General features: G+C 72.6%; 11 protein-coding genes. 7 read left to right on the plus strand and 4 right to left on the minus strand.

Going from position 1 to position 13,469, the window contains the following annotated elements; all coding sequences use genetic code 11:
* From RR49_RS15760 to RR49_RS00995, 6 genes are all read left to right on the plus strand, one after another.
* Positions 1-990, plus strand: a 990-nt coding sequence (locus RR49_RS15760) for a hypothetical protein (protein WP_045245922.1), incomplete at its 5' end; no start/stop codon positions are given.
* Positions 987-2,129 (plus strand): RDD family protein, encoded by a 1,143-nt coding sequence (locus tag RR49_RS15565; RefSeq protein ID WP_048809469.1) that lies wholly within the window; start codon positions 987-989, stop codon positions 2,127-2,129. The genes RR49_RS15760 and RR49_RS15565, both read left to right, overlap by 4 nt.
* Positions 2,130-2,245: 116 nt before the next feature.
* The gene (locus RR49_RS00980; RefSeq protein WP_045245928.1) at positions 2,246-2,650 is read left to right on the plus strand and encodes a hypothetical protein; all 405 of its coding nucleotides are present in this window, start codon (positions 2,246-2,248) and stop codon (positions 2,648-2,650) included.
* Complete coding sequence (locus RR49_RS00985) at positions 2,647-3,933, plus strand: S8 family peptidase (protein WP_045245930.1); 1,287 nt, start codon at positions 2,647-2,649, stop codon at positions 3,931-3,933. Before RR49_RS00980 ends, RR49_RS00985 begins: the two co-directional genes overlap by 4 nt.
* Positions 3,930-5,210, plus strand: a complete 1,281-nt coding sequence (locus RR49_RS00990; RefSeq protein ID WP_045245932.1) for a hypothetical protein — start codon at positions 3,930-3,932, stop codon at positions 5,208-5,210. Before RR49_RS00985 ends, RR49_RS00990 begins: the two co-directional genes overlap by 4 nt.
* Positions 5,211-5,299: 89 nt before the next feature.
* Positions 5,300-9,256, plus strand: coding sequence for a type VII secretion protein EccC (locus RR49_RS00995; RefSeq protein WP_045245934.1), 3,957 nt, complete (start codon positions 5,300-5,302; stop codon positions 9,254-9,256).
* Between the two features lie 11 nt (positions 9,257-9,267).
* On the opposite strand, the gene RR49_RS01000 is transcribed toward RR49_RS00995, so the two are convergent.
* The 4 genes from RR49_RS01000 to RR49_RS01015 all read right to left on the minus strand — a co-directional run bounded on the left by RR49_RS01000 (position 9,268) and on the right by RR49_RS01015 (position 12,034).
* Positions 9,268-9,651, minus strand: a complete 384-nt coding sequence (locus RR49_RS01000) for a hypothetical protein (protein ID WP_045245935.1) — start codon at positions 9,649-9,651, stop codon at positions 9,268-9,270.
* Between the two features lie 40 nt (positions 9,652-9,691).
* A complete protein-coding gene (locus tag RR49_RS01005; RefSeq protein ID WP_045245936.1) occupies positions 9,692-10,375 on the minus strand; it encodes a cyclase family protein in 684 nt (227 codons plus the stop codon).
* A gap of 163 nt (positions 10,376-10,538) precedes the next feature.
* Complete coding sequence (locus RR49_RS01010; RefSeq protein ID WP_342666952.1) at positions 10,539-11,243, minus strand: GNAT family N-acetyltransferase; 705 nt, start codon at positions 11,241-11,243, stop codon at positions 10,539-10,541.
* Complete coding sequence (locus RR49_RS01015) at positions 11,240-12,034, minus strand: alpha/beta fold hydrolase (RefSeq protein WP_045245939.1); 795 nt, start codon at positions 12,032-12,034, stop codon at positions 11,240-11,242. The genes RR49_RS01010 and RR49_RS01015 overlap by 4 nt, the downstream gene beginning before the upstream one ends.
* Positions 12,035-12,086: 52 nt before the next feature.
* On the opposite strand from RR49_RS01015, the gene RR49_RS01020 reads away from it, so the two are divergent.
* Entirely contained in the window at positions 12,087-13,388 is a 1,302-nt protein-coding gene (locus tag RR49_RS01020) for an Acyltransferase papA3 (protein ID WP_048809470.1), read from the plus strand.
* Positions 13,389-13,469 lie beyond the last annotated feature (81 nt).

Here is a 13,469-nt window from a genome sequence, read left to right on the forward strand (position 1 = left end):
GCCCAGGGCACCGAGGACGCGCTCGCCGCGGCGATCGCGTCCTCGGTGCCCTGGGCGACGCGGGCGTCCCCGCGCGCGACGGGCGCGGGGAGCGCGTGGGGGCCGCTCGCGCTCGCGTTCGCCGGCGGCGCGGTCGCGATCCCGGAGATGCCCGCGGCATCCGCGTCGCTGGCGGTGTTCACCGGTCTCGGATGCGCCGCGGCGCTCGCAGGGCTGCTCGGACTCGTCGCCTCGACCGCCACCTTCCGCGCCGAGCTCGGCGTGACCGCCGTGGTGCTGCTGCCGTTCGCGCTGGTCTGGGGCGCGGCGGTGATGCTCGATCTTCCCGTGTCCGCACCCGCCGCCGTCTCGCTCGGGCTCGTCCCCGTGGCGCGCCGCCTGCTGGTCGCGACTCTTCTCGACGTGTCTCCGGGCATGTTCATCGACTATCCGCGATTCCAGACGACGCGCTGGTCGGTGCGGCAGACCTATCCCGAGCCCGGCGGCCCCATCTCCGCGTCGACCGCCGCCGAAGTCGCCGTGCGATCCTCGGCTCGGCTCGTGGCGGGCACCGCAACGCTCTCGCTGATCGCCGCGGCCACCGCCCCCATCGCGCTGCCCGGCTTTCCCTTCACCGATCCACTCGTGTTCGCGGGCCGCGTGGCGCTCGCGATCTGTGCCGCCGCCGCCCTCCTGCTCGGATCCCGCCGCGCCCTGTCGCCCGTGACGATGTGGATGCCGCGGCTCGCCGCGACGGTCGTCATCGGTACCGCCGTCGCCGGGATCATCGGCGCGTTCGACGCCGATGTGCTCGCCGTCTCGGCGGTCGTGCTGCTGGCGGCGGGCGTGCTCGCGGGTCTCGCGGCGATCCCCATCGCCCGGGGTGCGCGGTCATTGGCGTGGTCGCGGACGGGAGACGTCATCGAGTGGCTCGCGATCGCCCTGGCGCTCCCGGCCGGCCTGATGGCCGCCGACGCCATCGACCTGCTGCGTGGAATGATGGGCGCATGAGCGGGGGGTCGCCGCCGAGCGGGGCCGTCGGCACGGGACGGGACACCGCGGCGTCGCGGTCGACGCATCTGGGCGCCGTGGCCGGTGTCGGCGCACGGGTCGCCGCGTTCACGATCGACATGGCCGCCGTGGCGGCGATCGCCACGGTCGTCGGAGTCGCCTCGGCATCCGTCCTCCTCGCAGTGCTCGCGACCCTCGAGGCGCTGGTCGCCCTGTGGGTGGTGCAGGGACGCACGGGGACGAGTATCGGGAAGGCGCTGCTCCGGCTGCGCGTGACGAGGGCGGACGCTCCGTTCTCGCCGGGGGTGGGACGGGCGTTCGTGCGCGGCCTCATCTCGGCGATGGGTGCTGCGGTGCTCGGCGTCGGAGCGTGGCTGGTCGAGGCGTCGGCGGCGTGGGACCGCGGGCCTCGCCGACGCTCCTGGGCTGATCGCGCGGCGCAGACCGTCGTCGTCGCGGTGCCTCGCCGTCACGAGGCCGACGTCGTCATGGGCACGCCCGACAACGGGGCCACGGTGCTGCCGGCCCCCGCGGTGAGGACGCAGCGAGGGGAGGGCATCGCCGGGAGAGCGGCGATCGCGCCGGTCATCCGTCGGCCGGATGCCGCGCCCGTCCTCATCACCTCGACTCCGCGGGTGGGCGGGGTGATCTCCGCCGCACCGACGCCGGTGGTCGATACGCTGCCGGGCGAGGTCACGGGGGGCGACAGCGGCGGATCGACGGGACAGCCCGGTCCGCGTCGGCGGGGTGTCGTCCCGTGGGAGACCGACGAACCCGCGGCAGATCCGTCATCGGGCGAGCTCCTGCTCGCGTTCGACACCGGACAGCGCGCGCAGCTTCCGGTGCCGGTCGCCGTGAACCTGGGGCGCCGGCCCGAGCCGACGGCTCCAGGAGACGAGCTGGTCGTCGTGCGCGACCCCGACGGCACCGTCTCGAAGACGCACGCACGCCTCGAGCACACCCGCGCGGGCACCTGGATCACCGATGCCGGATCGACCAACGGCACGGACCTCCTCGATGAAGAGGGGCACGCCACGCCCGTGCTGCCGGGGGCGCGCACGCAGGTGGAGGACGGCGTCCGGGTGCGACTCGGCGACCGCGTCTTCACGGTGAGTCGTCTCCTCGGCGACTCCGACTGAGCGGATGCCGCGGCGCGGCCGCCACCGCGCGACTTATCCACCGATTCCTCGGTGCGCACATCGTCGACGAGCGCCTCCACAAGAATTGATCCGATCCAAGAGGGGGAGGCGCTGACATGTCGTGGCTCGGTGTGAACTTCGAGGCCGTGCAGAACCAGGCCGAGAAACTGCTCATCCAGTCGGCGCAGCTGCCGACGTCCGAAGAGCTGACGCACGTCGACGGGCACTCGACGGAAGCGGCCGAAGCGACGTTCTACGCCTGGCTCGCACGCAACGCATCGACGCTGGCCGACTCCGTGACCGGCATTCAGACCGTCATCACCGAGCACTCCGACGCGTTGAAGGCGGCCGCCCAGCGTCTCGTGGCATCCGATGACCTCTCTGCACTGACAGCGGGGATGCTCGAGCACGCCATCGACGTCGCGGCCGCACCGTCCACCGCCTCGGCACCGCCGCCACCCGCGGGAGCCGCGCAGACCGACGGCGCCGCCGTGGCGAGCGCCTGGGTCGACGGATCGTGAGGTTCGCCGCACCGCGCATCGCGGCGGCGACGGCGTTCGTCGCCGCGACCGCGCTCGCGCTCGTGCCCTCCGCCGCGTCGGCCGCGGCGACGACCGATGGCAACTGGTGGTATGCCAAGTACAACCTCGCGCAGCTCCACTCGTCGGGCATCGACGGCTCCGGCGTCACCATCGCGGTCATCGACGGACCGGTGAACACCGAGTTCCCCGCACTCGTGGGCGCGGACATCGTCACCCACGGGCCGGCGTGCGACGGCTCCGCGGCGACCACGACCACGTACACCGAGGACTCCGGTCATGGCACCTCCGTGGCGTCGCTCCTGGTGGGCACAGGCGCCGGCCCCGGGGAGATCCGGGGCATCGCTCCGAAGGCCACCATCGACTACTACGTGGCGCCGCTGAACTCGACCGACCCTGCGTGCGGGGTGCAGACGGTCGACGGTCAGCGCACCGACCTCTACGGCGCCCTCATCGACGAAGCGGTGCGCAACGGCGCGGAGATCATCAGCATCTCGACCGGTGGGCCCGCCGTCCCCGCCGAGTACTACTCGGCGATCGCCCGCGCCCTCGCCGCCGGCGTCGTGATCGTGGCGGGCACTCCGAACGCGAACGGGTCCGCGTCGACCTATCCGTGGGACGCGAACGGCGTCGTCGCCGTGTCGGCGATCTCCTCGACCGGGAGCCTTCTGGAGAACCCCGCCCGCACTCCCGTCATCAACGACGACGTCACCGTGGCGGCCCCCGGTGTCGATATCTCGACCCCCGCCGGGGCGAGCGACGGCAGCTGGATCGCAGGGACCTCCTCGGGATCATCGCTCGCGACGCCGCTGGTGGCGGGAATGCTCGCGTTGGCGAAAGAGAAGTATCCGTCGGCGACCGGGAATCAACTCATCCAGTCGCTCATCCACCACGCAAGCGGGACGACGAACGGAAACCTCGCTGTCGCACAGGGGTACGGATACGGCGGCGCACTCCTCGCGGGCATGCTGACCGCCGACCCCGCGTCCTATCCCGACACCAATCCCCTCATGGGGAAGTCGTCGGGCCTCCCCACGGCGCAGCAGTTCGCAGACGCCCGCAGCGGCGGCGCCTCCACGTCCTCCGCGACGCCGAGTCCGGTGCCCTCCGGTGCGGGCACCGTCGCCTCCCCCGAGTCGAGCGGGGGCGTTCCGATCGCTCTCGGCGCGGTGGGCCTGCTCGTGGTCGCGGGCCTCGCCGTGACGACGGTGCTCGTCATCCGTCGAACACGCGCACGAAGTCCTCAACGGAAGGATGCAGGATGAGCAACCCCGGGCCTTACGAACAACGACTCATCCAGCTCGCTCAGGTCGGCGACTGGTCGCAGGCGAACCTGCCGCAGCTGCAGAGCCTCCTCCCCGACCTCGCCACGGTGCTCCGGGCGGCGTCGGACGACAACGGACTGACCGGACAGGCGTCCCTCGCCGCGTCAGAGACGCTCCGCACATCGGCGACGGCCATCGACCAGCTCACCGCGGCGATCGGCGTCTTCCAGGCCGCCATCACGCAGGCGAATGCCGTTCGGGAGTCCGCCCGCTCCGCGCTCGCCGCGCTCCCGAACGGATCTCTCGACGGAACCCAGGAGGCGCTCGTGCGTGGGGCGGCGACGGGACTGACCCTCCCCCTCGGGCCGATCTCGGTCATCGCCGGGCCGTTCGCGGTCGACCAGATCAATCAGTGGATGAGCTCCCAGCGCGAGGCCGCCGCGCACAAGGCCGTGACCGCTGCGTCGAGCGGCATCACGGCATCGATGTCCGATCAACCCCGGTTCCCACTGCTGTCCGCTGACGGCTTCAGCCGATTCACCCTCGACACGGCACCCGATGGGACAGACACGCCGGCGACGCCGCCGGCGCGCACATCGACGACGCACACCGCGAACACCGTCACCGCACCGCCCGTTCCCACAGCGGCCACGGTGCCCGGTGTGACCGACCACACCGTGCAGACCGGCGACGGCAGCTGGACCGGGGGAAACGACATCGTGCTGACACCGGACGGTCCGCTCGGCTCCGGGGGAACGAGCTTCGCCCCGGGAACGGTCATAGGGAGCGGAGCCGGCACGGGACTGCAGGGAGGCGCGTCGACTCTCACTCCGGCCACCCCCGGCGGGTTCGGGGCGGGCGCCGGAATCGCCGGTGCCGCGATGCTCGGAGCCGGCGCGCGGTACGCCGGTGCGGGCCTCACCGCGGTGGCCACGGCCGACGCGACCCCGGGCGCGGGAGCGTTCGCCGGGGGCAGGAGGGCGGCCTCCTCCAGCGGGTCGGGCGGCCTGGGCGCCGACGCCCGCAGCGGTTCCGGAGGACTTCTCGGCGGCGCCCGCTCGTCGGGTGCCGGAGCGGCCACGGCCGCCCCCACCGAAACGTCGGGGACGCGCAGCGGCGCCGCGGGCGGCATGCTGGGCGGCGGCGCCCCGGGCTCGGCGAACGGCGGCGGGAAGCGCGGCGGCCGCGGCCTGGGCGGCCCGGTCGCACCGAAGCTCGAGGAGGACGTCGACCTGGGTCCGCGCTCGGAGGGCGCCGGAGCGGGCGGACGCGCCTGACCGGGCGACGCCCCGCCACCACTGACAGCCAGCCCCGCCGCCCGGTCACACAGCCGGTAGGGCCCGAGACGCACCGAGGGAGCACCCGGATGAGCGGAACACCGCGACTCGCACCTCCGCGCGTGCCCAGCGGCAAGATCCTCGTGCAACCTCCTCCCGAGCTCGTCCCCGCCGACGGGGCCGGGGGCATCCTCACCTCACTGCTCCCGATGATCGGTTCGGTCGGCGCGATCGTGATGGTGACGATCTCCAACGCCGGGCCGACCGGCTTCATCACCGGAGGCATGTTTCTGCTGTCGTCGCTCGGCTTCGTCGCCGTGAACGGGTGGCGGCAGCGCTCGCAGCGAGCCGCGCAGGTGCTCGCCAACCGGCGCGAGTACCTCGCCTACCTCTCGGAGCTGCGGGATACCGTGCGCAGCGCGGCCCGCCAGCAACGCCGGCACGGGAACTGGATCCACCCGGCCCCCGCCGCGCTCCCGTTCCTCGCCGAGGAGCGCACCCGCGTCTGGGAACGGGCCGGGACAGACGACGCCTTCCTCCGCACCCGTGTGGGAGTGTCCGATCAGCCGCTGTGCATCACACTCGAGGCGCCCGAGCTCCCTTCGCTCGCTCAACTCGACCCGGTCGCCGCGAGCGCGGCGCACCGGTTCATGCTCACCCACGAGATCCAGCCCGCGCTGCCGCTCGCCGTGGACCTCGGGGACGACGCCCGCACCGAGATCATCGGCTCCGACGAAGACGCCGTGCGGGCGCTCGCGCGATCGATGGTCATCGGCCTCGCCGCCCTCCACGACCCCGACACCCTCCAGATCGCCGTTCTCGCCGGGCCCTCGCAACTGCCCCACTGGGAATGGGCGAAGTGGCTGCCGCACGCGCAATCGGTGCGGGTAGAGGATCGCGTCGGGCCCGCACGCCTGATCGCGTCCGATCTCGACACTCTCGAGGACCTGCTTCCGGCGGGTCTGCGCGAGCGTCCGCGATTCGGCCGCGACACCCGCACGAGCCCGCACATCGTGATCCTCGTCGACGGGGTACGGCTGCCCGCGGGGCATCCGATCGTCGGCGGCGAGGGCATGGCCGGCGTCACGGTACTCGAACTCCCCGAACGGTGGAGCGACCTCGACGACCGCGGCACCCTGCGCATCGCCCTGCCGACCGAGGGGCGCACGGTCAGCGAGCTCATCCACCTCGGTCGCGCAGCCGTGCCCTTCACGCCCGATACCGTGACGATCGTCGAAGCCGAGGCGACCGCCCGGCGACTGCTGCCGCTGCACTCCCAGCCGACGGCGTCCACCGGCGAGACCGGCAGTGCTCAGCGAGAGCTCGTCGAGCTGCTCGCTCTACCCGACGTGCGTGACATCGACGTCGATCGCACGTGGCTTCCCCGTCTCGAACGCGACCGGCTGCGGGTGCCGATCGGACAGGACACCTCGGGCGCCGCCCTCGTGCTCGACCTGAAGGAAGCCGCGCAGCAGGGCATGGGACCCCACGGTGTGCTCATCGGCGCCACCGGCTCCGGGAAGTCGGAGGTGCTGCGCACCCTCGTGCTCGCGCTCGCCCTCACCCACTCCCCCGAGCAGCTCAACTTCGTGCTCGTCGACTTCAAGGGCGGCGCGACCTTCGCCGGCATGGCCGGGATGCCGCATGTCTCGGCGATCATCACCAACCTCGGTCAAGAGCTCGCTCTGGTCGACCGCTTCCAGGATGCCCTGCAGGGCGAGGTGGTGCGGCGGCAGGAACTGCTGCGCTCCGCCGGGAACTTCGCCAACGTCAGCGACTACGAGAAGGCGCGCAAGAACGGCCGCAGCGACCTCGAACCGCTCCCCGCGCTGCTGATCGTCGCCGACGAGTTCAGTGAGCTGCTGTCGGCCAAACCCGAGTTCGTCGACAGCTTCATCAACATCGGCCGCGTCGGTCGCTCGTTGCAGGTGCATCTGCTGCTCGCGTCACAGCGACTCGAGGAGGGCAAGCTGCGCGGTCTCGACACCTACCTCTCCTACCGCATCGGTCTGCGCACCTTCTCCGCCGCCGAATCCCGCAGCGTGCTCGGCGTTCCCGACGCGTATACGCTCCCCCAGGAGCCCGGAGTGGGATACCTCAAGGCCGACACCGAGAACCTCGTGCAGTTCCGCGCGGCCTATGTGTCCGGGCCCCCGAAGACATCGCGCTCCCGCCGCAGCGTCGACGCCGGCGACGGCATCGCCGGCAATGCCGAGATCGAACTGTTCACGGCGGTCGCGCAGCACACGGATGCCGCGACCCCCGCGGTGGCGGAGACATCCGAGCCGGTCGTGGAGGTCGAAGAACGTTCGACCTTCCAGATCGCGGTCGAGCGCATGAGCGGTCGCGGCCCCGCCGCGCACCAGGTGTGGCTGCCCCCGCTCGAGGTGCCCGCCACGCTCGACCAGCTCATGCCCGATCTCGTCGCGGACCCGCAGCTCGGGCTCGTCTCGCCGGGCTGGCGCGCGGCCGGGTCGCTCGTCGTGCCGCTCGGGATCGTCGACGTCCCCCTCGAACAGCGCCGCGAAAACCTCGTGGTCGCTCTCGGCGGGGCCGCCGGCCACGTGGCGATCGTCGGCGGCCCCCTGAGCGGAAAGTCCACCGTCGCGCGCACCCTTCTCACCGCCGTCGCCCTCACACGCACGCCCCTGGAGGTGCAGTTCTACGTGCTCGACTTCGGCGGCGGAACGTTCACAGGCCTGCAGAGGCATCCGCACGTGGCGGGGCTCGCGACCCGCACCGAAGAGGAGGCGGTGCGACGGACCGTCGCCGAGATCGAGCAGATCATCGATGCTCGGGAGCAGTTCTTCCGCCAGCACGCGATCGACTCCATCGACACCTACCGACAGCGCCGTGGTGCGGGGCTCGTCGACGACGGATACGGCGACGTCTTCCTCATCGTCGACGGATGGGCGACGCTGCGTACCGAATACGAGCCGCTCGAACCCCGGATCCAGGCGATCGCCGCCCGCGGTCTCAGCTTCGGAGTGCACGTCGTCGTCACCGCCAACCGATGGCTCGAGATCCGCGCGAGCCTGAAGGACCTCATCCAGACCCGCGTAGAGCTGAGGCTCGGCGACCCGACCGACTCCGAGATCGACCGCAAGCAGGCCCTCAACGTGACCGCCGGACGCCCGGGACACGGGCTCGCGCAGAACCGGCTCCACGTGCTCACGGCGCTCCCCCGCGTCGACGGCGACGGTGACCCCGCCCGGCTCGCGGGCGGGGTCAGCGACCTCGTCGCCCAGACCGCCGCCGCCTGGCGCGGCCCCGCCGGGCCGAAGCTGCGCCTGCTGCCCGAGCGCATCACGCTCGACGCGGTGCGCGCGGCATCCGACCCCTCCTCGCGCCGGTTCCTGCTCGGCATTGACGAAGCACAGCTCGCCTCGTTCGGCATCGATCCTGCCGTGGAGCCGCACCTCTTCCTCTACGGCGATGCCGGGTCGGGCAAGTCGTCGTTCCTGCGGGGCATCGTGCAGGAGATCACGCGCCACTACAGCGCCAGCGAGGCGAAGATCTTCGTCGTCGACTACCGCCGGTCGCTTCTCGGGGAGATCCCGTCTGACTACCTCGGCGCCTACCTGACCTCGCACGAGATGGCGACGGGCGGCCTCAGCGAGCTCGCCGCGTTCTTCGCCGGCCGCATCCCGGGCCCCGACGTGTCGCCCGAACAGTTGCGGCAGCGGTCGTGGTGGACGGGCGCCGAAGGCTTCATCCTTGTCGACGACTACGACCTCGTCGCCACGAGTCACGGCAACCCGCTCGCGGTGCTGCAGCCGCTGCTCGCGCAGGCGGGCGACCTCGGTCTGCACGTCATCCTCACGCGCCGCGCGGGCGGGGCGAGTCGGGCCGCCTACGACCCGATCATCCAGCGGTTCACCGACCTCGGCACGACAGGCATCCTGCTCAGCGGCAACCCCGAGGAGGGCGCACTGATCGGGCGGGTGAAGCCCGCGGCATCCATCCCGGGACGCGCACAGATCGTGAGCCGCGAGCGCGGACACCTCACCGCGCAGCTCGCGTACGCGCCCCCGACGGTGTCGTAGCGGCGCTCCCCTCAGGCGAACAGCTCGCGACCGTCGGGGTCTCCCACCCGCCACGGCCGCAGCGACTCGGGCGCCGGCCACGGCAGGACGATGACCTCGTGCGGCGCATCGATCGCACCGAAGTCGTCGGTCTTCACGACGACCCGGCCGGCGTCAGGGGTGATCTCCACCAGGCGCACACGCAGATCGACGCCGCCGCGCGCGAGCACCCACGGCTCGGCCAGCCACGCCAGCCCTCCGGCCTCGAGAGCGTCTTCGGCGTCGAGCCAGTCCTGTGCGCCGGATACCGCGCGCCCCAGCAGGTCGACGGCGACCCAGGCATCACCGAGGGGACGGATCCACCCGAGCAGCTCGCCGTCGTCGCGGCGGTAGGGAGTGCTGTCTGCAGGGACCATCCCGTCATGCTCCGCCGGCGGCCGCCCGGTGTCCAGCGCGTCAGTCGATCTCGGCGAACGCGCGCACCGGGAAGGTGCCGAAGCCCTCGACCGCCGGCGGCGCGGCGGTGAAGCGCGCACCGGACGCCGGGACATCCCCGAGCCTCGTCAGATGCTCGACGACGTGCACGCCCGCGGCGAGCAGCGCCGAGTGCGTCGGACGTTCCCCGCCCGACTCGGTGTCGTCGATGTTGAGCGAGTCGATGCCGACGAGCGTCACGCCCTCGGCGATGAGCCACTCGGCGGCCTCGCCGGTCAAGAACGGCGCGCCCGCGCCGTAGGCGGGAGTGCCGAAGTGGCGGTCCCAGCCGGTGTGCAGCAGCACGGCCGCACCGCGCAGGTCGCGACCGGCGAGCGCGTCGACACCGATGCCGCGCGCCCCGGGCGTCCAGGCGTCGGTGAGCGAGAAGACCTCGGCCCGCAGGCCCACGAGCGTCGCGAGGTCGAGACCGGCGAGATCGGGGCCCTGGGCGTAGCGGTGGTAGGGCGAGTCGAGGTAGGTGCCGGTGTTGCCGATCATCGTGATGATGTCCATCGCGAACTCGGTGCCCGGCGCGTAGCGCGCCCGCGAGTCCTCGCGGGTGAGGTGCGAGGTGATCGTCGGGGCCGGCAGGCCCGGGTAGGTGACGAGTCCGGCGCGGATCGGATGCGACAGGTCGACGATGCGGCGGGATGCGGCGGTCATGTGCTCATCCTGACGGATGCCGCACCCCACCCGGCGTGCAGCGACGGCCAGGTGTGCGCGGCTTTCGGCCATGCCCGCGCGCCGCGCAGGAACGCCCGCCCCGGGCAGGCCGGAACGCCTGATGGGACGGATGCGTCGGGCGCACCGGGCCCGTCCGCGGCCGTCAGCGCACGATGAGGTAGCCGCGGCCGGCGGCGAAGCCGCCGATGCGGTGGCCGGCCGCCAGGTGCCCGACGAGCGCATCGCGCACCCGCAGCCGCCAGGCCGCGGCATCCGGGTCGCCGGCCGCGCGCAGCGCCTCGATGTCGGAGGGCACCGGCACCGTCGCGATCACCTCGTCGTCGGCGGGAGCCGGGGCGGGGGGACCGGCGACATCCCACTCGACGAACACCCGATCGGTCGCGTCGCCCCGGTTGATGCCGTCGTTCATCGGCCCGTAGAAGTCGACGAGGTACTCGGTGGCGCGGGCGCCGAGGCGCGTGAGGTTGAAGTGCGCGTTGCGGGCGACGAGAGGGTCGTACGTCCAGGTGATGCGCGCGATGCCGCGTTCTGCCGCCCAGGCGCGCTGGTGCTCTTTGAGCTGGCGGCCGAGGCCGCGGCCCCGCAAGCCCGGTGCGACGCCGGTGACGTGCGAGTGCAGCGCGCTGAGGGCGGGCGCCGAGAAGAACGCGATGGACGCCGCGACCATCTCGTCGCCCTCGTACGCGGCGAACACGTAGTTGCCGCCGTGCGCGAGCGCGGTCATGAGGTTGGTCGGCACGGCGTCCTGATCTCCGCCCCAGACGCGGCGCAGCAGCGCGGCCGCCGCGAACACCTCGTCGGTGGTCTCGATCGGTCGCACCTCGAGGGGCGGCATCCGCTCGCTCACGCGGCCTCGCTCTGCTCGACCATCGTGACGAACTCGGCGAACAGGCCCGGCCAGGCCATCACGCCGTAGGGCGTGCGCGCGACGACGACCCGGCTGTGACCAAGCAGCTCGTGCAGCAGGTTCGCTGTCTTGAGCGGATGCGTGCGGTCGCCGCTCCACGCGAGGATGAGCGTCGGCACCTCGACCTTCGCGATCGCCTTCTTCTTCGGGAAGTCGGTCGCCGCCGCCCCGCGCATGACGGTGGGGAGGAGGTCCTCGGGGATCGTGATGCTCGTCGCGGGCGCGTCGGCGAGCGCGGGCGGCACCGGTGCCGTCGACCCGTGCTGCACGAACGCGGCGATGCCGCCGTGCTCGACCATCTCGGCGTTCGCCAGATACGTCTCGCGCTGCGCGATACGGCTCTTCCACGCGGTCGGCGGGGTGACGAGGGTGAGCGAACGGAACCGCTCAGGTGCGGCGACGGCCGCGTGCAGCAGGGTGCCGGTTCCCATCGACGGACCGATGCCGTGCACGGTCTCACCCGGTGCGACGTGGTCGAGCAGCGCCAGCAGGTCGTCGGCGAGACGGTTCCAGCCGTAGTCCGCTTCGACCGGCGTGCCCGTCGACAGCCCGTGTCCGCGAGCGTCGAAACGCAGGATCCGATGTCCGCGCAGCGCGCGGGCGAGGTTGAGTCCGAGCTGGCCGTCGCGTTCGCGACTGGACGTCAAACCGTGCAGCTGCACCACCAGGGGACCCGTGGTTCCGGTGACGTCGTAGTCGAGAATCGCTCCGCGCACCTGGAAAGCCGGCACGACGCCTCCTGCGTTCTTTTCGCGAAACGTGTGACCCCTACACTACGACGCCATGCGCCTCACCACCGTCGCCCAGATGGCCCTCCCGCAGGGCACCCTGCACAGCTACGCCGTGCGGGCGACGATCGATCCGTCGCGCGAGGTGCCGGTGTCGTTCGACCAGGGCCGGCACGTGGGCCACGGCGACCGCCCGGGATCGTGGATGGCCGTCGCGTTCCGCCTTCCCGTCGCCGCCGATCGCGACGCCCTCGCCGACGCCTGGCAGCGCACCATCGCGCGTCACGGCACGCTGCGCACGGTGTTCTCGCTCGATGCCGGACGGGTACGGCTGAACGAGGCATCCGTCAACGGCGGCACCTGGCGCACCCACGACGCGCCCGGCACGACCCGTGACGCGCTGCGCGGTCTGCTCGACGCGGAGTGCCGCCCGTTCGCGGCGCCGTCGTACCTGCTCGCGGTCGTCGAGCCCGAGGCCGGCGCGGCCGACGCGCGCCCGGTCGTCGTGCTCGCGAGCGACCACTCCCACGTCGACATGTGGTCGCTGCTGATCCTCGCGCACGACGTGCGCGCGGCGCTCGAGGGCGAGACGACGGATGCCGCTCCCGCCGCCCCGTTCGCCGACCACACCCGCGCGCTCGCGGCGATGCCCGACACCCCGCCCGAGATCACCGAGCGATGGAACGAGATCCTGCGCGCGGGCGGCGGGCGGATGCCGGTGTTCCCGCTCCCGCTCGGCGACGTGAGCGCTCCGGTCGAGGCCATCGTCGAGGTGCGCGACGTGATCGACGGGGTGCAGCTGCGCTCCCTCGAGGAACGGGCGCGGGCGCGCGGCATCCGGGTCATCGCCCTCGCCGTCTCGGAGCTCGCACGCCTGTTCCGCGACCTGGCGGATGCGCCGCTGCGCGCGGTCTTCCCGGTGCACTCCCGCGGCGAGGCCCGGTGGCGCGACTCGGTCGGCTGGTACATCACCAACGCGGTGCTCGAGGTGACCGACCCGGAGCCGGCCGCCGCGGCGGCCGCGATCGACGAGGCCGTACGGCTCGGCGCCTACCCGCTCGCCCCGATCTTCGACCGGTTCGGCCACGTGCCGCCCGCGCCCGGGATGTTCGCGATCTCCTGGCTCGACATGCGCCGGATGCCGGCGCGCATCGATCCGGCCCTCGAGCCGCAGTACGTGTCGGCGGTGCTGCCGACCGACAACGTGATGATCTGGTTCATCGCGAACGAGACCGGGCTGCACCTGCGCTGCCGCTACCCCGACACTCCTACGGCCCGCGAGAGCGTGGGCGGGTGGCTCGACGCCCTCACTGTGCGGCTCGCGGCGGCCGCGGCATCCGAACCGGTCGCGGGCTGAGGCCGGCACGGCGGCCGGCGCCGGGGCGCTCGCTCCCGCGTCGGCCGACGGCCGGTCAGCGCACCATCGCCCCCCCGGAGC

It is taken from the genome of Microbacterium ginsengisoli (assembly GCF_000956535.1).
Lineage (GTDB): Bacteria > Actinomycetota > Actinomycetes > Actinomycetales > Microbacteriaceae > Microbacterium > Microbacterium ginsengisoli.